General features: G+C 70.6%; 19 protein-coding genes. 8 read left to right on the top strand and 11 right to left on the bottom strand.

The features are described from left to right. Nucleotides 1–99: 99 nt before the first annotated feature. Entirely contained in the window at nt 100–3,417 is a 3,318-nt protein-coding gene (locus ACFVW8_RS21710; RefSeq protein ID WP_389692388.1) for a S41 family peptidase, read from the bottom strand. 180 nt (nt 3,418–3,597) lie between these two features. Here ACFVW8_RS21710 and ACFVW8_RS21715 point away from each other — a divergent pair, with 180 nt between their 5' ends. Then, nucleotides 3,598–4,170, top strand: coding sequence for a TetR/AcrR family transcriptional regulator (locus tag ACFVW8_RS21715; RefSeq protein ID WP_389692390.1), 573 nt, complete (start codon nt 3,598–3,600; stop codon nt 4,168–4,170). Nucleotides 4,171–4,311: 141 nt separating this feature from the next. Next, nucleotides 4,312–6,540, top strand: a complete 2,229-nt coding sequence (locus ACFVW8_RS21720; RefSeq protein WP_389692392.1) for an MMPL family transporter — start codon at nt 4,312–4,314, stop codon at nt 6,538–6,540. A gap of 143 nt (nt 6,541–6,683) precedes the next feature. Here the strand turns inward: ACFVW8_RS21720 and ACFVW8_RS21725 are convergent, their stop codons facing one another. Beyond that, on the bottom strand, nt 6,684–7,034 hold the full coding sequence (locus ACFVW8_RS21725; protein WP_389692394.1) for an SsgA family sporulation/cell division regulator: 351 nt from the start codon (nt 7,032–7,034) through the stop codon (nt 6,684–6,686). A 187-nt stretch (nt 7,035–7,221) separates the two neighbouring features. Here ACFVW8_RS21725 and ACFVW8_RS21730 point away from each other — a divergent pair, with 187 nt between their 5' ends. The 5 genes from ACFVW8_RS21730 to ACFVW8_RS21750 all read left to right on the top strand — a co-directional run bounded on the left by ACFVW8_RS21730 (nt 7,222) and on the right by ACFVW8_RS21750 (nt 11,838). After that, nucleotides 7,222–8,286, top strand: a complete 1,065-nt coding sequence (locus ACFVW8_RS21730; RefSeq protein WP_389692396.1) for an energy-coupling factor ABC transporter permease — start codon at nt 7,222–7,224, stop codon at nt 8,284–8,286. Beyond that, nucleotides 8,286–9,047: a cobalt ECF transporter T component CbiQ gene (gene cbiQ, locus ACFVW8_RS21735; RefSeq protein ID WP_389692398.1), complete on the top strand. Its 762-nt coding sequence runs from the start codon at nt 8,286–8,288 to the stop codon at nt 9,045–9,047. The genes ACFVW8_RS21730 and cbiQ overlap by 1 nt, the downstream gene beginning before the upstream one ends. Beyond that, nucleotides 9,044–9,820 (top strand): energy-coupling factor ABC transporter ATP-binding protein, encoded by a 777-nt coding sequence (locus ACFVW8_RS21740; protein WP_389692400.1) that lies wholly within the window; start codon nt 9,044–9,046, stop codon nt 9,818–9,820. Before cbiQ ends, ACFVW8_RS21740 begins: the two co-directional genes overlap by 4 nt. Before the next feature lie 66 nt (nt 9,821–9,886). After that, nucleotides 9,887–11,047 (top strand): serine hydrolase domain-containing protein, encoded by a 1,161-nt coding sequence (locus ACFVW8_RS21745; RefSeq protein WP_389692448.1) that lies wholly within the window; start codon nt 9,887–9,889, stop codon nt 11,045–11,047. Continuing rightward, nucleotides 11,044–11,838: an SDR family NAD(P)-dependent oxidoreductase gene (locus ACFVW8_RS21750; protein ID WP_389692402.1), complete on the top strand. Its 795-nt coding sequence runs from the start codon at nt 11,044–11,046 to the stop codon at nt 11,836–11,838. Before ACFVW8_RS21745 ends, ACFVW8_RS21750 begins: the two co-directional genes overlap by 4 nt. Nucleotides 11,839–11,899: 61 nt before the next feature. On the opposite strand, the gene rox is transcribed toward ACFVW8_RS21750, so the two are convergent. Further along, on the bottom strand, nt 11,900–13,387 hold the full coding sequence (gene rox / locus ACFVW8_RS21755) for a rifampin monooxygenase (RefSeq protein WP_389692404.1): 1,488 nt from the start codon (nt 13,385–13,387) through the stop codon (nt 11,900–11,902). 202 nt (nt 13,388–13,589) lie between these two features. Continuing rightward, nucleotides 13,590–14,081 (bottom strand): MarR family winged helix-turn-helix transcriptional regulator, encoded by a 492-nt coding sequence (locus tag ACFVW8_RS21760; protein ID WP_389692406.1) that lies wholly within the window; start codon nt 14,079–14,081, stop codon nt 13,590–13,592. A 59-nt stretch (nt 14,082–14,140) separates the two neighbouring features. Between ACFVW8_RS21760 and ACFVW8_RS21765 the strand changes: the two genes are divergently transcribed. Then, nucleotides 14,141–15,631 carry an MFS transporter gene (locus ACFVW8_RS21765; protein WP_389692408.1) on the top strand — a complete coding sequence of 497 codons (1,491 nt, stop codon included), beginning with the start codon at nt 14,141–14,143 and terminating at the stop codon, nt 15,629–15,631. A 69-nt stretch (nt 15,632–15,700) separates the two neighbouring features. Here the strand turns inward: ACFVW8_RS21765 and ACFVW8_RS21770 are convergent, their stop codons facing one another. The 7 genes from ACFVW8_RS21770 to ACFVW8_RS21800 form a co-directional block, all read right to left on the bottom strand. Continuing rightward, on the bottom strand, nt 15,701–16,147 hold the full coding sequence (locus ACFVW8_RS21770) for a DoxX family protein (RefSeq protein WP_389692450.1): 447 nt from the start codon (nt 16,145–16,147) through the stop codon (nt 15,701–15,703). A 20-nt stretch (nt 16,148–16,167) separates the two neighbouring features. Further along, complete coding sequence (locus ACFVW8_RS21775; protein ID WP_389692410.1) at nt 16,168–17,925, bottom strand: discoidin domain-containing protein; 1,758 nt, start codon at nt 17,923–17,925, stop codon at nt 16,168–16,170. 134 nt (nt 17,926–18,059) lie between these two features. Next, complete coding sequence (locus ACFVW8_RS21780; protein WP_389692412.1) at nt 18,060–19,169, bottom strand: DUF1996 domain-containing protein; 1,110 nt, start codon at nt 19,167–19,169, stop codon at nt 18,060–18,062. Between the two features lie 361 nt (nt 19,170–19,530). Beyond that, nucleotides 19,531–20,211, bottom strand: a complete 681-nt coding sequence (locus ACFVW8_RS21785; RefSeq protein WP_389692414.1) for a class I SAM-dependent DNA methyltransferase — start codon at nt 20,209–20,211, stop codon at nt 19,531–19,533. A gap of 134 nt (nt 20,212–20,345) precedes the next feature. Continuing rightward, nucleotides 20,346–20,903 (bottom strand): hypothetical protein, encoded by a 558-nt coding sequence (locus ACFVW8_RS21790; protein WP_389692416.1) that lies wholly within the window; start codon nt 20,901–20,903, stop codon nt 20,346–20,348. A gap of 40 nt (nt 20,904–20,943) precedes the next feature. Beyond that, a complete protein-coding gene (locus tag ACFVW8_RS21795) occupies nt 20,944–21,795 on the bottom strand; it encodes an EamA family transporter (protein ID WP_389692418.1) in 852 nt (283 codons plus the stop codon). Beyond that, nucleotides 21,792–22,307 (bottom strand): YbaK/EbsC family protein, encoded by a 516-nt coding sequence (locus ACFVW8_RS21800; RefSeq protein WP_389692420.1) that lies wholly within the window; start codon nt 22,305–22,307, stop codon nt 21,792–21,794. Before ACFVW8_RS21800 ends, ACFVW8_RS21795 begins: the two co-directional genes overlap by 4 nt. Between the last annotated feature and the right edge of the window lie 54 nt (nt 22,308–22,361).

Consider the following 22,361-nt stretch of genomic DNA (forward strand, 5'->3'; position numbering starts at 1 on the left):
GGCTTGAAGGGACGCTCAAGGCTTGAAGAGGACGCTCAGGTGCTTGAAGCAGCGCCCCCGGAGGGGCTTGAAGGGACGCTCAAGGCTTGAAGAGGACGCTCAGGTGCTTGAAACAGCGCCCCCGGAGGGGCTTGAGGGACGCGGCGGCAGCGGGGGCCGCCGCAGATTCGGGGCCGTTTCGTACGTCGGCGGGGTCGCCGGGGGGTGCGCGGCCAGGAGGTCCAGGGCGACCCAGACCGCGTCGTCGAGTACCGCGTGACGGCCCTCCGCCCAGTCCAGGGGGGTGCGCAGGGCCTCCAGGTCCGGTTCGACGCCGTGGTTCTCCACCGACCAGCCGTACGTGTCGAACCACGCGGCGTTCATCGGGACCGTGATCACCGTGCCGTCGCCCAGCCGGTGCCGGCCGGTCATGCCGACCACGCCGCCCCAGGTGCGCTGGCCCACCACCGGGCCGAGCTTCAGCAGGCGGAACGCGGCGGTGATCATGTCGCCGTCGGAGGACGTCGCCTCGTCGGCGAGTGCGACCACCGGGCCCCGGGGGGCGTTCGACGCGTAGCTCACCGGCTGGGCGTCGCGGGTGAGGTCCCAGCCCAGGATCGTGCGGGTGAGCTTCTCGACGACCAGTTCGCTGATGTGGCCGCCCGCGTTGCCGCGTACGTCCACGATCAGGGCCGGGCGGGAGACCTCCAGGCGCAGGTCCCGGTTGAACTGGGCCCAGCCGGAGCCGCCCATGTCGGGGATGTGGAGGTAGCCGCAGCGGCCGCCGCTCACCTCCCGTACGACCTCGCGGCGTTTGGCCACCCAGTCCTGGTAGCGCAGCGGGCGTTCGTCGACCAGCGGGACGATCGCGATGCGCCGGGAGCGTCCCTCGCCCCCGGCCGGGGTGAAGGTCAGTTCCACCGTGGTGCCGCCCGCAGCGGAGAGCAGCGGATAGGGGCCGGCGACCGGGTCGACCGGGCGGCCGTCCACGTGGGTGAGGACCGCGCCCTCCCTGATGCCCGTACCGGCCAGCGGGGAGCGGGCCTTGGAGTCCGACGAGTCGCCGGGCAGGACGCGCTGGATGGTCCAGTCGCCGTCCCGACAGACGAAGTTCACGCCGAGCAGGCCCATCGCCCGCTGGTAGTGCGGAGGTCCCTCGTTGCGGCGGGCGGGGGAGACGTACGCGTGCGAGGTGCCCAGTTCGCCCAGGACCTCGCGCAGAAGGTCGGCGAACTCGTCGGGGGTGGCGACCCGTTCGACCAGCGGGCGGTACTGGTCGAGGATCGCGGGCCAGTCGATGCCGCACATGTCCGGCTCCCAGAAGTAGGAGCGGATGATGCGGCCCGCCTCGTCGAACGCGCCCCGCCACTCCGCCGCCGGGTCGACCTCGTGCAGGATGCGGCGCAGGTCGAGGTAGACCGTGGAGTCGTTGTCGCCGGGTTCGGTGGCGGGGACGGCGCGCAGTTCGCCGTCGTCCATCACGACCAGCCGCGAGGCGTCACCGCTGACGGCGAACCAGTCGAGGTGGTCGACGAGTTCGGTCTTCTTCGCCTTGGCGATGCTGAAGTGCTCCAGGGTCGGCCGACCCGACATGTCCGCCGGGTTGGCGAACGTCTCGCCGAGCGCGCCGGAGATGGGCCAGCGCAGCCAGACCAGCCCGCCGCCGCTGACCGGGTACAGCGCCGAGTACTTGGAGGCCGCGACCGGGAAGGGCGTGACCCGGCTCTCCAGGCCCTCGAACTCGACGGTGACCGTGGACCCTTCGGCCGCACCCGCCTCGACGGAGTCCACCGGGTCGAGGCCGCCCGCGGCCGGCCGTCCGTCGGGGGAGAGCGCGAAGGGGGAGGGGGTCGCCGAGGAGAGCGGGACCAGGTACGGGCGGCAGCCGAGCGGGAAGGAGAGATCGCCGGTGTGCACGTCGTACACCGGGTCGAAGCCGCGCCAGGACAGGAACGCGAGATAGCGGCCGTCGCCGGTGAATACGGGGTTCTCGTCCTCGAAGCGGCCGTTGGTGACGTCGACGATCACGGGGGATCCCGCGCCCATGATCCGGGCGAGTTTGATCTGGCGCAGTGAGCGGCCGATGCCGGGGTGCGACCAGGTGAGCCAGGCCCCGTCCGGGGAGAACGCCAGATCGCGGACGGGTCCGTTGACGGAGCGGATCAGCTCGACGGGTTCGCCGTCGGCGTCCTCGCCGGTGTCCAGGAGGAGCAGCCGGCCGTCGTGCGAGGCCATCGCGAGAGTCTCGCCGTCCGCGTCGGCGATCAGCTCCTGGACCCGGCCGAGCCGGCCGGACGCGAGCCGGCGCGGGGGGCGGTCGCCGCTGGCGCGCGGCAGATAGGCGATCTCGATCGCGTCCTCGCCGTCCGCGTCCGTCACGTACGCCACCTGGCCGCCGCTGCCGAGCATCTCCGGCAGCCGGACCCGTACGCCGGGGGTGTCGGCGATGGTGCGGGCGGGTCCGTCGCGGTGGGTGAGCCAGTACAGGCTGCCGCGTACCGACACGGCGCTGGCCCGGCCGGTCTCATCCACGGAGAGCGAGTCGACATGGCTGGAGGCCGGCACCTGGTAGGTGCGCCGCCCGGCCCGCGGTCCGCCGAGACGTACCTCCAGCCTGCGGGGCTTCGCGTCCGGCGACTCCAGGTCGTCGGCCAGCCACAGCTCTCCCGCGCACTGGTAGATGACGCGTCGCCCGTCGCTCGAGGCGTGCCGGGCGTAGAACGCGTCGTGGTCGCTGTGGCGGCGCAGATCGCCGCCGTCGGGCAGGCAGGAGTAGAGGTTGCCGACACCCTCGTGGTCGGAGAGGAAGGCGATCCGGCCGCCGACGAACATGGGTGAGTCCAGATGGCCGCCGATGTCCGGCAGCAGCCGTTCGCCGTGCAGCCACAGGCGTCCGGTCGCGCCGCCCCGGTACCGCTTCCAGGCGGCCGGCTCGTGCGGCGGCTTTCCGGTGAGCAGCAGGGTGCGGCGCTCGCCGTCGGCCTCCGCGACGGCGATGTCCGAGACCGGGCCCCAGGGCAGCCGGCCGCCGGGGCTGCCGTCCGTGGGCACGCTGTAGGCCCAGGAGAAGTACGAGAACGGCTGGCGGTGCGAGGACACGGCGAGGATCTGTGCGGTGTCCCCGTCGCCGGGGGTCCAGCCGCAGACCCGGGCGTCCGTGGAACCCCAGTAGGTGAGCCGGCGGGCCGGGCCGCCGGTGACCGGGGCCAGATGGATCTCGGGGTCGAGGCTGCGCCATGTCGTGTACGCGATCCTGGTCCCGTCGGGGGAGAAGCGCGGATGGCTGACTCTGGTGCGGTCGACGGTCACCCGCCAGGCGCGTCCGGGCCGCTCGCCCTCGGGTGCGAGGGGGGCGACCCAGAGATCGTCCTCTGCGGCGAAGCAGAGCAGATCCTCGTGGAGGTGCGGGAACCGGAGATACGAGACGTCGTCACTCACCCCCCAATGCTTTCCGCGCGAGAGGGTGGCGGCAACTTGTGGTGCGGAACACAAGCGAAACGATTTCGTTTCGCTGGGTCGCCGGGGTACCGTCGAGGTGTACGAAACAGTTTCGTTCGATTGACTCATGTTCGATCGAGCGACGTACATCGCACGAGCTCAGGAACAGGAGGTCGACCCATGGCACGCACACGGCTCACGCCCGAGCGTGAGAGCGAGCTGTACGCCGCCGTGCTCGACCTGCTGCGCGAGGTCGGCTACGACGCCCTGACCATGGACGCCGTCGCCGCGCGCACCCGTTCCAGCAAGGCCACCCTCTACCGCCAGTGGGGGAGCAAGCCCGAGCTCGTCGTCACGGCTCTGCGGCACAACAAGCCCGTGTCGCTCGGCGAGGTCGACACCGGCTCGCTGCGCGGTGACTTCCACGCCGTCCTGAGCCGCAGTGACGACTGTCAGATGGAGAAGGACGCCGCGCTGATGCGGGGTCTGAGCCATGCCGTCCACGACAACCCCGATCTCCTCCAGGCCCTGCGCGAACTGCTGATCGAACCGGAAATGACCGGCCTCGACCTGCTGCTGCGCCGTGCCGTGGACCGGGGTGAGCTGCGTCCGGACCAACCGGCGCTGAAGTACGTACCGCACATGCTGATCGGCGCTTTCGCCGCTCGGCAGCTGGTCGAGGACCGCGCAGTGGACCAGGCGTTCCTCACCGACTACGTCGACTCCGTGATCCTCCCCGCTCTCGGAGCCTGACCCGCCGTCCCCACGGCACCCGCCGTCCCCACGGCACCCGCACGGCCCTCTCCCCAAGCCCCACCTGACACGCCGCTCTCGTCGTCGGGCTGGTTCCTCACGCCCTTTTCCACTCAACGACCTGACCGGGAGTACGCCCCCGTGGCCACATTCCTCTACAAACTCGGACGGCTCGCCTTCCGGCGCCGCCGCTATGTCGCCCTCATCTGGGTGGCACTGCTGGCGCTCGCCGGATTCGGCGCGGCCTCCGCGTCCACCGCCACCTCCAGCTCCTTCTCGATTCCGGGTACGGAGGCCCAGAAGGCCTTCGACCTGCTGGAACAGCGATTCCCTGCGGCCAGTGCCGACGGCGCCACCGCGCGCATCGTCTTCAAGGCCCCCGAGAACGAGAAGATGACGGACCCGGCCAACAAGGCCGAGGTCAACAAGATCACCGCTGAGCTGAAGTCCGGCTCGGACCAGATCGCCTCGGTCGTCGACCCGTACGCCGGCAAGGCGGTCTCCAAGAACGGCTCGACGGCGTACGTCTCGGTCACCTACAAGGTCAACTCGATGGAGCTGACCGACGCGACGCGGGACGCCCTGGAGGACGCGGGGGAGGTGGCGCAGAAGAGTGGCATGACCGTGGAGATCGGTGGTGACGCGCTCCAGGTGATGCCGGAGACGGGGGCCACCGAGGTCATCGGGATCGCGCTGGCCGCGGTGGTGCTCGTCATCACCTTCGGCTCGCTCATCGCGGCGGGGCTGCCGCTGCTCACCGCGCTGATCGGTGTCGGCATCGGCGTCTCGACGATCACGGCACTGGCCAACGTGCTGGACCTCGGTTCCACCACCTCGACCCTCGCGATGATGATCGGCCTCGCGGTCGGCATCGACTACGCGCTCTTCATCGTCTCCCGCTACCGGGCCGAACTGGCCGAGGGCCGGGAGCGCGAGGAAGCGGCGGGGCGTGCGGTCGGCACGGCGGGTTCCGCGGTCGTCTTCGCCGGGCTCACCGTGGTCATCGCGCTGGTCGGCCTGGCCGTCGTCAACATCCCGATGCTGTCGAAGATGGGCTTCGCCGCGGCCGGCACGGTCGCGATCGCCGTCCTCATCGCGCTCACCCTCGTCCCGGCGATGATGGGCTTCGCGGGCAAGCGGGTCATGGGGCGCAAGGCGCGCAAGGCCGCCGAGGCCGAGAACAAGCCCGACGCCAAGCCGAACATGGGCACCCGCTGGGCGCGGTTCGTGCTGCGCAAGCCGGTGTGGGTCCTGCTCGTCGGCGTCCTCGGTCTGGGTGCCATCGCCGTACCTGCGGCCTCGCTGGAGATGGGCCTGCCCGACGACGGCTCCCAGCCCACCAGCACCACCCAGCGCCGCGCCTACGACCTGCTCTCGGACGGATTCGGCCCCGGCTTCAACGGGCCGCTGATGGTGGTCGTCGACACCGCGAACAGCTCCGACGGCAAGACCGCCGCCAAGCAGGTCGGTGACGAGATCTCCGGCATGAAGGGTGTCGTCGCCGTCACCCCGGCCAGCTTCAACAAGGCCGGCGACGCGGCGATGATCACCGTCGTCCCGAAGGACCGGCCGAGCTCCGTCGAGACGGAGAACGTGGTCCACGCCATCCGTGACGCGGGCAAGGACATCAAGTCCGACACCGGCGCAGAGGTCCTGGTCACCGGTTCCACCGCGATGAACATCGACTTCTCGGAGAAGATGAACGACGCGCTGCTGCCGTATCTGGCGCTTGTCGTCGGCCTCGCCTTCCTGCTGCTGATGGTGGTCTTCCGGTCGATCCTGGTGCCGCTGAAGGCGGCGCTCGGCTTCCTGCTCTCGGTCGTCGCGGCCCTCGGTGCGGTCGTCGCGGTCTTCCAGTGGGGCTGGCTCGGTTCGCTCTTCGGGGTCGAGCAGACCGGTCCGATCATGTCGATGATGCCGATCTTCATGGTGGGTGTCGTCTTCGGTCTCGCGATGGACTACGAGGTCTTCCTCGTGACCCGGATGCGGGAGGCGTACGTCCACGGGGAGAAGCCCGACCAGGCCATCGTCACCGGCTTCAAGCACGGTGCCCGGGTGGTCACGGCGGCGGCCGTGATCATGATGGCGGTCTTCTCCGGCTTCATCGGATCCAGCGAGTCGATGATCAAGATGATCGGCTTCTCACTCGCCATCGCCGTCTTCTTCGACGCGTTCGTCGTCCGGATGGCGATCGTGCCCGCGGTCCTCGCCCTGCTCGGCAAGCGCGCGTGGTGGCTGCCGCGCTGGCTGGACCGGGCGCTGCCCAATGTGGACGTGGAGGGCGAGGGGCTGCGCAAGGAGCTCGGCGCCTCCACCGGTGCGGATGCCGGCCCGGACGCCGACGGGGAGCGTGAGCTGACCCGCGTCTGAGGCACCTTCGAGAGCCGCTGACCTCCGGGGCCGCGTCTGAGCGGAGCGCGGCCCCGGAAGCGCCGGTTACCTGTGGGGACGGGGGCCGGGGCAAGGAGAGCCCCCGTGCACGTGGTGCACGGGGGCTCTCGTCATGCCGTGGGTCAGGCGCGGGCGGTCTCGGTCCTGGCCTCGGTGTGGGTGCGCCGCAGAAATCGGATCAGGGGGGCGCTGTCGAACTGCACCACCTCGACACCGGTCGCCGAATGGAGCTCGACGACCAGCTGGGCCCGGCCGCACGGCCAGATCCGGAAGCTGTCGTGCTCGACGGGGGAGCGCAGCCCGCGCTCCAGCGGCTCGCGTTCGAGGGACCACTCGGTGCCGCCGGGGAAGGCGACATGGATCGTGTGCGGGTCGTCGGCGGTGTCGTAACGCAGCTCTACCGGGACCGTGGGCAGGTCGCGGGCGTCGGTGACGAGCCGGGCTCGGGCATGTTCTTTGATCACGGGGGACATGGGCCGGCTCCTCCTGTGTGTACGTCTTCGTCCTCTAATGTCCCATATTTTACGTAAAGAGCACGGTGGGAACTCTGGGCAGTTGTGATGGAGGCGCTCTTGCGAACTGTTCGCAACAAGGCTCTATTATTGAGAGGTTCATGACCCCGCGCAGCAATGCAGGAACGCAGGAAGCGGAGCCTCCCCCATGCATGTACCCGACGGATTCATCAATGCACCCGTCTCCGCCGTAGCCGGAGTCGTGGCTGCCGGTGCCGTGGCCGTCAGCCTGAAGGGGGCCCGCAGGGAACTGGATGAGCGGACCGCGCCGCTGGCCGGGCTGGTCGCCGCCTTCATCTTCGCCGTGCAGATGCTGAACTTCCCGGTCGCCGCCGGCACCAGCGGCCATCTGCTGGGCGGGGCGCTGGCCGCGATCCTCGTCGGGCCGTATACCGGAATCCTCTGCATATCCGTCGTCCTGCTGATGCAGGGCATCCTGTTCGCCGACGGCGGGCTGACCGCGCTCGGCGTGAACATCCTCGACATGGGCATCGTGACCACCGTCGTCGCGTACGCCCTCTTCCGCGGCCTGGTCGGCCTGCTGCCGCGCACCCGCCGCTCCATGACCGTCGCGTCCTTCGTGGCCGCACTGGTCTCCGTACCGGCCGCGGCCTGCGCCTTCACGCTGATGTACTGGATCGGCGGCACCACCGACATCCCCATCGGCAAGGTCTTCACCGCGATGGTCGGGGTGCACGTCCTGATCGGCATCGGCGAGGCCGTGATCACCGCGCTGACCGTCGGCGCCGTCATCGCCGTACGCCCCGACCTGGTCCACGGCGCCCGCGGGCTCACCGCCCCGCTCAAGCTCCGGGTCGACGGCGAACTCGTCGACGCACCCGCCCGGGAACCCGCGGCCCCGGCCCCGGCCCACCGCTCCAACCGGGGCCTGTGGGCCACCGGCCTGGTCACCGCGCTCGTGCTCGCGGGCTTCGTCTCCTTCTACGCCTCCGCCAACCCGGACGGCCTGGAGAAGGTCGCCACCGACCAGGGCATCGACAAGAAGGCCGAGGAGCACGCGGCCAAGGACTCCCCGCTCGCCGACTACGGCGTCAAGGACATCTCCGACGCCCGGATGTCCGGCGGACTGGCCGGAGTGATCGGCGTCGGCGCCACCCTCGTCGTCGGCAGCGGCGCCTTCTACGTCGTCGCCCGCCGCCGCCGTGCCCATGACTCCGCCGCGAGCGACTCCCGCACCGACGAGAAGGTCTGATGGGCGCGGGGCACGCCCACAAGCTCTACCGGCACGGGCACTCGCCGGTCCACGACCTGCCGCCGCACTGCAAGCTCGCCGCCGTCTTCTGCTTCGTCGTGGTCGTCGTCACCACCCCGCGCGAGGCGGTGTGGGCCTTCGGGCTGTACGCGCTGCTCCTCGCGGGCGTCACCGCGGTGGCCCGCGTCCCGGCCGGCTTCCTGCTCAAGCGGCTGCTGATCGAGGTGCCGTTCGTCGCGTTCGCGCTGCTCATGCCGTTCGTGGTGCCCGGCGAGCAGACGCACGTGCTCGGTCTCTCCGTCAGCGTCCCCGGTCTCTGGGGCGCCTGGAACGTCCTGGCCAAGGGCACCCTCGGCGTCGCCGCCTCCGTGCTCCTGGCCTCCACCACCGAACTGCGCTCGCTGCTGCTCGGCCTGCAACGTCTCAGGCTGCCGCCGCTGCTCGTCCAGATCGCCTCCTTCATGATCAGGTACGGCGATGTGATCACCGACGAGATGCGCCGGATGTCCATCGCCCGCCGCTCGCGGGGATTCGAGGCGCGCGGGGTGCGGCAGTGGGGCGTGCTGGCTAAATCGGCCGGGGCGCTCTTCATCAGGTCCTACGAGCGCGGCGAACGCGTCCACCTCGCGATGGTCAGCCGCGGCTACACCGGCACCATGCCGGTCATCGACGAGGTGACCGCCTCGCGCACCCAGTGGGCGTACGCCTCGGCACTCCCCCTGCTCGCCCTCGCCGTGTGTCTGCTGGGATGGACCCTATGAGCCAGTCCTCCGCCGTTCCACCGCCGCCTTCCCTGGAGGTCAGCGGCCTCGCCTACGCCTACCCCGACGGGCACCAGGCGCTCTTCGGTGTCGACCTGACCGTGGCGCACGGCGAGCGTGTCGCCCTGCTCGGCCCGAACGGGGCCGGCAAGACCACCCTCGTCCTCCACCTCAACGGCATCCTCGACGCGGGCGCCGGCACCGTCCGGGTCGCCGGACTCCCGGTGGAGAAGCGCAACCTCGCCGAGATCCGCCGCCGCGTCGGCATCGTCTTCCAGGACCCCGACGACCAGCTCTTCATGCCCACCGTCCGCGAGGACGTCGCCTTCGGGCCCGCGTCGGCCGGACTGCGCGGCGCCGAGCTGGAGGAACGGGTCACCGACGCGCTGAAGCAGGTCGGCATGGAGGAGTTCGTCAACCGGCCGCCGCACCACCTCTCCTTCGGGCAACGCCGCCGCGTCGCCGTCGCCACCGTCCTCGCGATGCGGCCGGAGATCCTCGTCCTGGACGAACCCTCCTCCAACCTGGACCCGGCCTCCCGCCGCGAACTGGCCGACATCCTGCGCTCCCTGGACGTCACCGTGCTGATGGTCACGCACGATCTGCCGTACGCCCTGGAGCTGTGCGGCCGGGCCGTCATCCTCAGCGACGGGGTCATCGCCGCCGACGACCGCACCCAGGACCTCCTCTGCGACGAGGAACTGATGCGCGCCCACCGCCTGGAGCTCCCCTTCGGATTCGACCCGCGCTCCGTGACGGTGAACATGAGGTAACCCGCCCCACCTGCGACCTGCACAGCAATGCACCATGGGGGGATGAGCGGGAGCGCGGGAACAGGCGTGGACGTACGGGGCACGGTGGCGCCCGGATTCGAACCGGTCCGGGATGCCTTCGTCCGGAACTTCGAGCAGCGCGGCGACCGCGGGGCAGCGGTCACCGTCTACCGGCACGGGCGCAAGGTCGTCGATCTGTGGGCCGGGACCAGGGACGTCGACGGCGTCGAACCGTGGGCCGTCGACACCGTGCAGGTCGTCCGCTCGGCGGGCAAGGGCATCGCGGCCGCCGTCCCGCTGCTGCTGCACCAGCGCGGCCAGATCGATCTGCACGCCCCGGTCGGCACGTACTGGCCGGAGTTCAAGGCCAACGGCAAGGAGCGGGTCCTCGTCCGCGACCTCCTCGCCCACCGGGCCGGAGTGCCTGCCCTGGACCGGGTCCTGACCCCCGGGGAGGCGGCCGACGGGGTGAGCGGGCCGCGGGCGGTCGCCGCCCAGCGGCCCCAGTGGGAGCCCGGCACCGAGCACGGCTACCACGCCCAGACCTACAGCTGGCTCGTCGGCGAACTGGTGCGACGCGTCACCGGACGCACCGTCGGCCGCTGGGTCGCCGAGGAGATCGCCCGCCCGCTCGGCCTGGACTTCTGGTTCGGCATCCCTGCCGACGAGGCCCACCGGGTGGGCCGGATCGGCCCGGTCGAGGCACCCGTGGGCGAGGGCACCGGCGCGCTGCGGATGCGCCCCAAGCGCTCCGTCGTCGACGCCTACCGCGACCCCGACTCGCTGACCCGCCGGGCGTTCGGGGCCATCGACCCGTTCCCCGACGAGAACGACCCCGGCTACCAGCGGGCCGAACTCCCCGCGTCCAACGGGATCGCGACCGCCCGGGGCCTCGCCCGCTGCTACGCGGCGATGATCGGACCGGTCGACGGCTACCGGCTGTTCGCCCCCGCCACGCTGACCCTGGCCCGCACCGAGGAGTCCGCCGGGCCGGACCGGGTGCTGGTCGTCAACACCCGTTTCGGGCTCGGTTACATGCTGCACGGTCCGGCCTCCCCGCTGCTCTCCCCGGGCTCGTTCGGCCACCCCGGCCGGGGCGGATCGCTCGGCTTCGCCGACCCCGAGTCGGGCATCGCGCTCGGCTATGTGACCAACGGCCTGCAGAAAGGAGTCACCGCCGATCCCCGTGCCCAGGCACTGGTCCGCGCAGTACGGTCGGCGCTATGACTTCTGCCGCTCTCTCGCGATTCGACGGATACAGCGTGTTCATCACCGGCGCGGGCCAGGGCATCGGCGCCGCCACGGCCCGCCGGCTTGCGGCCGAGGGCGCCGGGGTCCTGGTCACCGACCTGGATCCGGAGCGGGCCGCGCGGGCGGCGGCGGACATCGTCGCGGCGGGCGGCCGGGCCGAGTCGCTGGCCTGCGACGTGACGGACCGGGCGGCGGTCGAGGCGGCGGTGGCCCACGGCGTCGCGGTGTTCGGCGCGCTCGACGTGCTGGTGAACAACGCGTACGCGTGCGCCCCCGACGAGGCGCTGTTCGAGGACGAGCCGGACGACGTATGGGAGCGCGATCTCGACGTCACGCTCAGCGGCGCCTACCGGTGCGCGCGGGCCGCGCTGCCGCATCTCGTGGCGTCCGGCCGGGGCGCGATCGTCACCATCGGCTCGGTCAACGGTGTGCAGGACTTCGGCAACCACGCCTACAGCGCGGCCAAGGCGGGCCTGGCCGGCCTCACCCGGACGCTCGCCGGCCATGCCGGACCGCGCGGGGTGCGGGTCAACCTGGTCACCCCGGGCACGGTCCGCACCGACGCCTGGGCGGGCCGCGAGGCCGAACTCGCCCGCGTCAGCGGCCTCTACCCGCTCGGCAGGGTCGGCGAGCCGGACGACATCGCGGCCGCCGTGGCCTTCCTCGCGTCCCGGGACGCGGCCTGGGTCACCGGGACGACGCTGTGCGTGGACGGTGGGCTCACCGCCGTGAACACCGGCTTCCGGCAGGCGCTCGCGAAGGAGTAACCGGGCCCCCGCCGGGGCGGGGCACCGGCCCCGGCGAGGTCCTTCGGCAGCTGGCCCGCGGTCAGCCGGCGGGCTCGCCGAACCAGCGGGAGAGGTGGTCGTCCAGATCCCGCTGGTCGTCGCCGATCCAGGCGACGTGGCCGTCGGGGCGCAGCAGGACGCACGGAACATCAAGTGCCGCAGTGGGGTCCGCGAGGTGGTCGACCCGGTCCGACCAGCCGCCGGTCTTCAGGCCGGCGGTGCGGTCCAGCAGCAGGGCGCGGCCTCGGTGCAGCAGATCGTAGAGGCGGCCCTGTGCCACGTCGAGGTCCGGCAGCCGGCGGCCGAGCAGGTCGGGGCCTTCGCCGAAGTCGTAGCGGATGCCGATCGCGGTGATCTTCTCCAGCAGGTAGCGGTTCACCGCGTCGAAGTCCATCAGTTCGGTGAGCAGTCTGCGCACGGCCTGCGGGCCCGGGTCGGTGGAGTGCAGTTCCATCTGCGCGCGGGTGTTGTCCAGCACGTCCTCGGCGACCGGGCGGCGTTCGGCCCGGTAGGTGTCCAGCAGTGTCTCCGGTGCCCAGCCGCGGATCTGCGCGGCCAGTTTCCAGCCGAGGTTGAACGCGTCCTGAACACCGAGGTTGAGGCCCTGTCCGCCGGTGGGCGGATGGATGTGTGCCGCATCGCCTGCCAGCAGCACCCGCCCGACCCGGTAGTGATCGGCCAGCCGGGTGGCATCCCCGAAGCGGGAGAGCCGGCGCGGGGAGTGCACACCGAAATCGGTTCCGGCGACGGCGCGCAGCTGTTGTCTGAAATCTTCGAGAGTGGGCGGTTCCGCCCGGTCGCTGACTCCGGCGGCGGGGACCACGACGCTGTATGCCCCTTCACCGGCGGGCCTGAGCCAGAAGCGCTTGTTGGTCCGGGCGATCTCGGCCACCTTGGCGGCGATCTCCTCCTGGGGTACACCCACTTCCATCTCGCCCGTCAGTGTGTCGTTCCGCGAGGGCTCACCGGGGAAGCCGACGCCGAGGAGTTTGCGCACCGTGCTGCGTCCGCCGTCACAGCCGACGAGATAGCGCGAACGCACCTTTTCGCCGTCGGCCAGCTCGACGGTCACACCCTCGTTGTCCTGCTCCAGGCCGGCCACCGCACCACCGCGCCTGACCTGCGCACCCAGTTGGGCCGCGTGTTCCTCGAGCAGGGAGACGAGGACCGGCTGCGGGATGCCCAGCAGATAGGCGTGCGCGGAATCCAGGCCGTGGGGTGCGGGTTTGTCGATGCCGGCGAAGTACGCGCCGGCCGGCCGCCGCCTTCCCCGTACGAGGATGCGGTCCAGCAGCCCGCGCATGGCCATCAGCTCGATGCTGCGGATGTGCAGACCGACGATGCGGACGAACGACTCGGGCTCGGTCTCCTTCTCCAGGACGAGTACCCGCACATCGTGCAGGCGCAGCTCGGCGGCCAGCAGCGCGCCGGTCGGCCCGCACCCGGCGATGATCACGTCGTACACGAGGGGTGCACGATCGGCGCCGGAGTCCGAGGACGGCTCGGTGGAGAACTGCGGAGAGCTCATGGGTGTTGCCTTTCGGGAGTGCCTTCGGGTGAGGCGCTCCCGGCGACACCTACGTCAATCGCCCGCCCGTGACGGGAAGGGGGAGCACCCACATCGATCCTGCGTTCATGGGTCTCACCTCCTTGCGTGGTGTCACGGTCGACTGCAAATTACAAGGCCGGCTGTCATGCCGTCCAATCATTTCCCGGCCCGAGCCGTGTGCTCACGCATTCGCCTCGTCGTACACGCCCACGATCCGCTCCAGGAAGGCCGCCACGACGGCCTGCTCGTCCGGCGAGAGCTCCGCGGCGGCGTCGGTGACGCCCTCGATGACCGGTGCCACATGCTCGTACGCCGTGGCGCCCCAGTGCTCCGCCGGCGTGACGATCACCTTGCGGCGGTCGGTGGGATGCGGCTCGCGGGTGGCGTGACCGCCCGCGACCAGACGGTCGATGACGAGGGTTGTCGCCGCCGTCGAGGCCTCCAGCCGGTGGGCGAGGTCGGTGGGGGTCGTCGGCCCCACGTTGACGAGATGGTCCATCACGGCGAGCCCCGCCGGGTCCACCCGCAGCTGCCGCCCCAGGCGGCGCTCGAACCGCTGCTGGCGGAGCGTCAGGTTCCGTAGCTGCTCACGGATGGCGCCGCCGGCCGTCGCGGAGTCCTCGGCCGCCGGTGCGGCCTCGGCGGGGTCGGTGGCGGGCGGTTTGACATCCATGGGGCTCAGGATACTCTCGATATTGCTAAGAATATTGGTAATCAATGATCTGAGGTAAAATGGGCGCGGATCCGATCGCCTCACCGGCCGCGGACCGGCTCCCGGCCGGGGAATCCCCCTACCGGTGGCGCTGGCTGATCCTGGCGGTCATGCTCGTCGCGGAGATCATGGACCTGCTGGACGCGTCCATCGTCAACGTGGCGGGACCCGAGCTGGAGAAGTCCCTCGGGGCGGGCCCGGTCGGCCTCCAGTGGGTGATCGGCGGCTACGCCCTCACGCTGGGCGCGGGCCTGATCCTCGGCGGCAGGCTCGGCGACCGGTACGGGCGCCGCCGGATGTTCCTGGCCGGCCTCGCCGCCTTCACGCTCACCTCGCTGCTCTGCGCGTGCGCGCCCGGCATCGGCTCGCTGATCGTCTTCCGGCTGCTCCAGGGCACCGCCGGCGCGATGCTCCTGCCGCAGGGCCTCGGACTGCTGCGGGAGAACTTCTCCGGCTCCGAGCTCACCAAGGTCTTCGGCATCTTCGGCCCCGTCCTGGGCCTCGGCGGCATCGTCGGTCCGGTCCTGGGCGGCGGGCTGATCCAGGGCGACTTCCTGGGCCTGGGCTGGCGGCTGGTCTTCCTGGTCAACCTGCCCATCGGCCTGGTGGCCCTGATCGTCGCCGCGAAGGCCGTACCGAAGAAGCCGGGCGACCGCACGGTGGTCGTCGACGGCGTGGGCGCGGCCCTGGTGGCCCTGTCCTGCGCGCTGCTGGTCCTTCCGCTGAACCAGGGCCAGGAGTCCGGCTGGCCGCTGTGGACCTGGCTGTGCATGGCCGCGTCCGCCCTCGGCTTCGCCGGCTTCGCGCTCCAGCAGCGCCGCGCCGCCGCCCGGGGGCGCGAGCCGCTGGTGACACCCGCGCTGCTGCGCAAGCCCGCGTTCACCGTGGGGCTCGGCGGGATCGCGCTGTTCTTCGGAGGGTTGGTCGGCAGCCAGCTCGTGCTGACCCTGTATCTCCAGATCGGACAGCACTTCACCGCCGGTGAGGCCGGTCTCGGCAATCTTCCGCTCGCCGTGGGGACCGCGATCGGCGGTGCGGTCAGCGGTGCTTTCCTCGCCGAGCGGATCGGCCGTGCGGTCCTGCAGACCGGCCCGCTCGTGCAGCTCGCGGGCGCCGGACTGCTCTGGTACGAGCTCGGCGCGACCGGCCCGTTCTCCGTGTGGGACATCGCGCCCGGCGTGGCCGTCTCCGGCATCGGCGCGGGCATGGTGATCGCCGCCCTGTTCAGCTTCGTCCTCGCGGCCGTCGACGACCGCGAGATCGGCTCCGCCTCCGGGGTGCTGACGGCGGTGCAGTCCATCGGGGGCTCGATCGGGGTGGCCGTCTTCGGCTCGGTGTTCTTCGACCAGGCCGGCGCCGGTGAGTTCACCGCCGGCTACCGCCACGCGCTGATCGCACAGGCCTGCCTGCTGGTGGCCTTCCTGGCCGTCACCCTGCTGCTGCCGAAGAAGGCGCGGCCCGAGGGCGAGGAGTTCGCGGTGGCGGGGGAGAGCGCCACGGCTGACGGGTGACGGGGACGCACGGCACCGGCCTCCCGGGGGCAGTCCCGGGAGGCCGGTGTGCGAGGGTGGCCCGTCCCCTCAGGCGGGCACCCTCAGGTGCTGCTTCTGCCGCGCCTCCACGTCCTCCCGGGTGGCTCCGCGGGAGGTGAACAGCCGGTCCACGGCCAGCAAGCCCGGACCCGAGAAGGCGATCAGCAGGAGCGTCCAGCAGAAGAACACCGCGGCCTCGCCGCCGTTCTCCATCGGGAGCAGGCCCCGCTGCTGGTGCACGTCGAAGTACGCGAAGGCCATGGAGCCGGAGCCCACCAGAGCGGCCGTTCTCGTACCCAGGCCGAGGAGCACCAGGGTGCCTCCGGCCAGCTGGATGGCAGCGGCGTACCAGCCCGGCCAGGTGCCGGCCGGGACGGCATCGTTGCCGAGGACGCCGAACAGCGAGGCGACCCCGTGGCAGGTGAACAGCAACCCGATGACGATGCGGAACAGGCTGAGCACGTACGGCCTGGCCCGGTCGAGGTGAGTGATCATCATGAGCGCCGGCCCTCCTGTCAGCTGTAGACGCCGAACTCGTAGAGCGAGTAGCCGTAGCCGGAGCCGCGGGCGGTGCCGTTGATCCGCACGTAGCGGCCCGTGCCGTTGACGTCGATGTCGTCGATGTCGCCGTTGCCGTCGGCCACCGACTTCACCGTCGTCCAGCTCTCGCCGTCCTCGGACGTCTGGATGTCATAGGCCTTGGCGTACGCCGGGTCCCAGGCGAGCTGCACGTGCTTGAAGCTCGTCGAGGCACCGAGGTCGACCTGGATCCACTGCGGATCGCTCCAGTCGCTGGCCCAGCGGGTGTCGAACTTGCCGTCCACCGCGTTGTCCGCACCGCACGGGCAGCCGCCGGTCGGGTCGGTCTGGAAGGAGGACGCCGTGGCGGTCTTGCCCTGGGAGACGTTCGTGCCGTCCACCTTCGGCGGGATCACCTTGAGGGAGGTGGTCTCGATGCCCTCGTTGCCCTTGCCGTCCGTGGCCTTCACATAGACCTTGTAGACGCCCGTCTTGCCCGGCGCCGTCGCGGTCAGGGTGCCGTCGCCGTTGTCCTTGGTCTCGGCGGGGACGAGCGCCTTGTTCTCGTCGATGTAGTTGCTGCTGAACAGGACCTGGTAGCTGATCGCGTCGCCGTCCGGATCGCTGGTGCTGGTGCTGATCCGCACCTCACCCCCGGTGGGGACACCGGCGGTGGCGTCGTCCACCTTCATGTCCGTGATCACCGGCGGGGTGTTGTCGCCCGAGGTGTCGCCCCCGTACGCCTTCTTCACGGCGTAGTACGAGAGCCGCTTCTCGCCGCCCGGCAGCAGGTTGAACCAGACGCCGCCGAAGTCGTCCTCGACGCCGTAGTGGAACATCGTGGCGCCGAGCGCGACCCCGGTGTGGCCGGTGATGCAGCCCCACGCCTTGGTGTACCCCTCGGCCTTGGCGACATCGGTCGGTTCGGTGGGGACGCCGTTGGCGTCGTCGTCGACCTCCCACTCGCCGGCCGGGCCCGTCTCGGTGACGATGTAGGGCTTGTCGTAACCTCCCTGCTCCCAGTCGGACTTGATGTTGCACACCGCGTTGTAGGCGTTGACGGCGTACAGGTCGAGGTCCGGCGCGTTCTTCTTGTAGTACGGCCAGGCCCCGGTCCAGGCGTCGGTCGAGGTGACCGGGTGGTTGGGGTCGACCTCGTGGATCTTCTTCGCGATGTCGTTGACGAAGGTGGTGTAGGCGTTGCGCTGGGCCTCCAGCTCGTCACCGCCGTAACAGTTCTGCAGGCCCAGCGTGGACTCGTTGCCGACGTTCCACATCAGCACGCCGGGGTTGTCCTTGTAGGTGTCGACCCACTTGGGGAACTCGGCGAGCATGTCGTTCTTGTACTGGGTGTCCGTCAGGTAGTTCACGCAGCCGCCGCTGCCGGGGCCCCCACCCGGCTGGAGCCAGAACCCGGCGATGACCTTGACGCCGTTGGCCGCTGCGGTGTCGAAGAGCGGCTTGCTGGTGGCGTCGGTGCCCCATGTGCGGATGGTGTTGACGCCCATGGACGCCACGTCCGGCATGTACTTCCCGGCGTCATCGACCGACGGGCCCCAGGTCAGACCCTTGACGGTGTACGGCGAACCGTCCACCGTCAGCTGCCAGTCGCCCTGGGACCCGGTGACCTTGACGACGCTGCCGGCCGCCTGCGCGGCCGGTGCCTGGATGGCCACCAGGGCGCCGGTCAGCAGGGCCGCTGCCGCGAACGGGGCCACGAGGCGTTTGGCCGTGCGGGTGGGGGGATGGTGCATGTCACTCTCCTTGCGTGTGGGGGAGGCGGATGGGCCTGGAGGGGGATGGGGAGGGCTGACGTACGAATGATCTTGGAGAGCGCTCTCCAACAGGGGCCGAAAAAAGGCCCCTGTCCAGGGGTGCCGCGGTGCGGCTACGGCAGTTCGTAGTTCTCGTCGAGCACGGCGCCCTGATCGGGGTGGTTCTCGTCGTAGCCGTGCGGGTCGCACTGCAGGCCGCCCTTGACGCAGTGGGTGACCATCGCGTCGAGCGTGGCGGCGTCCCACCCGTTCATGAAGTCGTAGTGGAACGAGAAGCCGGCGCCGCTCGCCAGTTTCACCTGCGACATGTCACCGTTGACCGGCCAGGCCATCTTGAACTCGATCATCGGCAGTGCGACGGGGTGGTCGGCCGGGCAGGTGTTGTAGTTGTTCCCCGAGGCTTCCGGGTACGCCATGTGACTCTTGTGGTCGGGCGTGTCCAGGTGGATGCCGTCCCAGCAACTGGGTGCCTGGAGCCGCAGGTTGAGGTACGTGTCACGGCTGGTCGGGCAGGTGGCCGGGAAGTCGTAGTTCTTGAACTGCTCGCCGCACTCCCAGCCCTCGACGGTGCCCTTGAGGTTCTTGAACTCGTCCTCGCTCTGCATCGGGCTGCCGACCACGTACCGCAGTCCCCTGGGGAACGGCCGCACGCTGCGGTAGTCGGTGACGCCCGACTTGTAGTAGATGGTCTGGACGCCCTCGGGGAGGATCTTCTCTTCGCCGTTGAACAGGCTCGGCATCCAGTAGCCGGACTTGTCGCCGGGGGCCAGGCAGGTGGTGTCACCGGCCTCCAGCGAGGCGGTGGTGGTGTCGGCGTTCGTCGTGGTGTTGCCCATGAACGTGTGGTCATGGGACTTGCCCGGCTGCCCCGGGTAGACGATCGGGTCGTCCGGAGCGGTGTGCGTCGGGGCGCACTTGGCCTGGAACTCGTGGAAGTACGCGGCCGGCGGCACCTCCGTCGACGGGGTGACTCCGGTGACCGGCGGGTCGGCCATGATGTAGCCGTCCCCGTCCGGGTCGTCGCCCGAGGCCTTGGTGGAAGGCTCCATGCCGGGCATGCCCGGCATGGAGTACGCGGCGTGCCCGGCGTGCGTGCCCGCCGCCGCGGCCGGCGTCCCGGTGGACGCGTTCGCGGTTGCGGCTATCCCGGCGATCCCGGCCGTGGTCAGGGTCAGCGAGGTGAACAAGAGCAGTCCGGTGAGTGTTCTCGACCTCCGTGGCATGGAGACCTCCTGCTGCGTGGGTGGGGGATGCGTGAGGATGGGAGAGCGCTCTCCCGTTTCCGGGAGTGTTCCGCTCCTGACAAGAGCGTGTCAATAGTTGGTTAACGATGGCCGTCGTGCGCGGAGTTGGCGCGGCGAGGCGGATGGCCGGTGGCCGGCCCGGGTGACCTGCGACGAGGCCTACGGTGGGTCAACTCGCGTGCAACATGAACCTGTTACCGGCAGCCGGCGGGCCGGTCTCCGCGGCCGTCCCCGCTCCTGCGGGCCGTCGGGGGGAGCCTCGTGTGCGGTACGCAGGAGGCCGACGGCCCGTGAATCCGGCAGCAGGTCGGCCGCGCCGCTGATCAGGAGGGCCGGATCTTCAGCCTGTCCGCCGCAGTCGGTGACCCTGTGAGCCGTCAGTCCGGCGACGTGCGAAGAGGATGCCGCCGAGCCTGCTCTCGGCCGAGCTGAGCGTCGTCCGCGCCTCGACCGTGAAACCGGATTCTTCGAGGAGGGCGGCCATACGGCCGGGGCGACGGAGATGGACGTGGACCTTCATCGGGTGGCCGCCGTAGCCCTGCGCCTTCAGCCGCGACCCGTCACCGACGTGGAAGCCGAGCAGCAGGGGGCCGCCGGGCCGCAGTACCCGCCGGAAGTGCGCGAGCACGGTGTCGATCTCGTCGTCGGGGACATGGATCAGCGAATACCAGGCGATCAGCCCGGCCATCGAGGCGTCGGCGAGGGCGAGATCCGTCATGGAGCCGACCTCGAACCGTAGATCCGGGTGGTCACGCCGGGCGACCTCGATCATCGCGGGCGACAGGTCGATCCCGAACGCGTCCACGCCCAGACCGCGCAGGTGGGCCGTCATCCTTCCCGGCCCGCACCCCACGTCCGCGACCGGCCCCCCGCCGGTGGCTCGCACCAGTTCGGCGAAGAGCCCCAGGGCCGCGCGTTCGTAGGGTGTCTCGTCCAGGAGGCCGCGCACCTGGTCCGCGTAGTCGGCGGCGACGGTGTCGTAGGACGTCCGGGTGTCTGCCAGCCAGCTCTCGGATTCCATAACCGCACACGGTAGTTCAGGGACCCGGGTGCATCGCGGCTGCCTGAGGTCTTCGCCTCTGCGACGAAGCGGCACCGTGCGATGCACCGCATCTGACGCCGCGCGCCGATCCACCGGGGATGACGGGACAGCCCTCAGGAATCCTTCCCCCTCTCGATGATCTCTCTCAGCTGCTGTGTCGTGGGAGGGAGGCTGTCAGGGATGATCGTCCCGTGGTTCTTCTGGAAAGCGGCCACGATCGGGCCGTTGACCCGCACCCCGTCCTCTTGCTGCCGTGACTTGCCGGCGATCATCGCAGGCGCGCCGAACAGGACGAACGAGGCGAAGAAGCCGGCGATCCACCACAGGTTCTCTTCGTTGCTCCGGTCGAACTCGAACAAGCAGTAGGGGGCAGCGGCGACCATCAGGAGCCATCCGCCGATCGTGATGGTGCGCCATCTCCTGCGAAGGGACTTGACCTTCTCCGCGGGGAAGACGCGGACTTTCAGTATCTCTTCGCAGAAAGGGCAGGGGACATCCCTTTCGGTGACCCCGGTGTGAGGGCGTGGGATGTCTATCGGAATCGTGCTGAAATAGTCGACCGTCTCACGGTTGTCGTCGACGGTGCGCCCTTTGTAGTGCGCCAGCATCGCATTCGGGTAGTCCGGCATGAGCCGTTTCTTACCCTCAGGGGTCTCGACGAACCGCACCATTGAGGGCAGGGCCGCACCGGCCGGAACCGCAGGCGTCACCTCAACTCGTGTGCAGCATCAGCCCGATGCCCACCACCATCAGGCCGGCCGCCGCGATGCGCGGGGTGCCGAACCGTTCCTTGAAGAACACCGTGCCGATGGCCGCGCCGACGATGATCGAGGACTCGCGCAGGGCCGCGACCGGGGCCAGCGCCGCCCGTGTCTGGGCCCACAGGACGAGTCCGTACGCCGTCACCGACAGGGCCGCGCCGAGCAGTCCGCGCGCCGCGTACGGGCGGAGCTGGGCGGTCAGGGCGGAGCGGCGGCGGTGCAGGGCGTAGAGGGGGATGGCGATGCCCTCAAGGATCATCAGCCAGGCGATGTACCCGAGCGAGCTGCCCGAGGCGCGTACGCCCACGCCGTCGACCGTCGTGTAGCCGGCGATGGCGAGGCCTGTCGCGAGCGCGGCCAGGATCGCGGGCCAGTGCGGGCGCTTGCCGGAGCCGCGGATGCCCCAGAGGGCCAGCCCGACCAGCCCCGCCGAGGCCACGGCGACGCCGGCCGTGGCCCAGGCGTCCGGGCGCTCGCCCACGAACACGGCGGCCAGGACGGTGACCACCAGCGGTGCGGTGCCGCGGGCGATCGGGTACATCTGGCCGAAGTCGCCGAGCGTGAACGAACGCATCAGCAGCAGCATGTATGTCACGTGCAGGGCCGCGGAGACGAACAGGTAGGGCCAGGCGTCCGCCGCCGGGAACGGGGCGAACAACGCGACGGCCGCACCGATCAGCAGCCCGCCGCCGGAGATCAGGGTGAAGGAGACCAGCTGGTCCTTGATCGCGTGGGCGATGGCGTTCCAGCCGGCGTGCGTGAACGCGGCGATCAGGACGGCGAGGGCGACGAGCGGTGTCATGCGGTCTGCTCGCGCACGTCGACCACGGTGCCGCCGGCGTGCTTGATCAGCGTCTGCGGGTCGAGCGGGAAGACCGTGTACGGCGTACCGGCCGCCGCCCAGACCACCTGGTGGGCGAGCAGCCCGCGGTCGGCCAGCACCCGCGTCCTGGTGCGGTGCCCGAAGGGCGGCACGCCGCCGATCGCGTAGCCGGTGGCCTCGCGGACCACTTCTGCTCCCGGCCGCTTGACCTTCGCCGCGCCCAACTCCTGCCGTACCCGCTCCACATCGACCCGTGAGGAGCCGTCCATCAGCACCAGCACCGGCACCCCGTCGGCCTCGAAGATCAGCGACTTGACGATCTCGCTCAGCTCGCAGCCGACGGCGGCAGCCGCCTCGGCCGCGGTCCGGGTGGCTTCCGGGAAGCGGCGGATCTCGACGTCGAGGCCGAGCTCGCGCAGGGCCTCGGCGAATCGGGGATGGGCGGCGGCGCTGGCGGTGCCTGCCGAGGCGTTGGTGTCGGAAGTACTCATGTCCTGCACGCTATCGGCCGTGGTCGGGGGCGGGCGAGGCGATTCCCGGACCCC

The organism is Streptomyces sp. NPDC058221 (assembly GCF_042882365.1).
Lineage (GTDB): Bacteria > Actinomycetota > Actinomycetes > Streptomycetales > Streptomycetaceae > Streptomyces.

Coding starts and splice junctions, on each gene's coding strand:
- ACFVW8_RS21770 (WP_389692450.1), bottom strand. CDS start 16,147: ATGATCACTCACCTCGACCGGGCCAGGCCGTACGTGCTCAGCCTGTTC.
- ACFVW8_RS21795 (WP_389692418.1), bottom strand. CDS start 21,795: ATGACACCGCTCGTCGCCCTCGCCGTCCTGATCGCCGCGTTCACGCAC.
- ACFVW8_RS21715 (WP_389692390.1), top strand. CDS start 3,598: ATGGCACGCACACGGCTCACGCCCGAGCGTGAGAGCGAGCTGTACGCC.
- ACFVW8_RS21765 (WP_389692408.1), top strand. CDS start 14,141: ATGGGCGCGGATCCGATCGCCTCACCGGCCGCGGACCGGCTCCCGGCC.
- ACFVW8_RS21730 (WP_389692396.1), top strand. CDS start 7,222: ATGCATGTACCCGACGGATTCATCAATGCACCCGTCTCCGCCGTAGCC.
- ACFVW8_RS21790 (WP_389692416.1), bottom strand. CDS start 20,903: ATGGTGCGGTTCGTCGAGACCCCTGAGGGTAAGAAACGGCTCATGCCG.
- ACFVW8_RS21760 (WP_389692406.1), bottom strand. CDS start 14,081: ATGGATGTCAAACCGCCCGCCACCGACCCCGCCGAGGCCGCACCGGCG.
- ACFVW8_RS21785 (WP_389692414.1), bottom strand. CDS start 20,211: ATGGAATCCGAGAGCTGGCTGGCAGACACCCGGACGTCCTACGACACC.
- cbiQ (WP_389692398.1), top strand. CDS start 8,286: ATGGGCGCGGGGCACGCCCACAAGCTCTACCGGCACGGGCACTCGCCG.
- ACFVW8_RS21775 (WP_389692410.1), bottom strand. CDS start 17,925: ATGCACCATCCCCCCACCCGCACGGCCAAACGCCTCGTGGCCCCGTTC.
- ACFVW8_RS21800 (WP_389692420.1), bottom strand. CDS start 22,307: ATGAGTACTTCCGACACCAACGCCTCGGCAGGCACCGCCAGCGCCGCC.
- ACFVW8_RS21725 (WP_389692394.1), bottom strand. CDS start 7,034: ATGTCCCCCGTGATCAAAGAACATGCCCGAGCCCGGCTCGTCACCGAC.
- ACFVW8_RS21740 (WP_389692400.1), top strand. CDS start 9,044: ATGAGCCAGTCCTCCGCCGTTCCACCGCCGCCTTCCCTGGAGGTCAGC.
- ACFVW8_RS21780 (WP_389692412.1), bottom strand. CDS start 19,169: ATGCCACGGAGGTCGAGAACACTCACCGGACTGCTCTTGTTCACCTCG.
- ACFVW8_RS21750 (WP_389692402.1), top strand. CDS start 11,044: ATGACTTCTGCCGCTCTCTCGCGATTCGACGGATACAGCGTGTTCATC.
- rox (WP_389692404.1), bottom strand. CDS start 13,387: ATGAGCTCTCCGCAGTTCTCCACCGAGCCGTCCTCGGACTCCGGCGCC.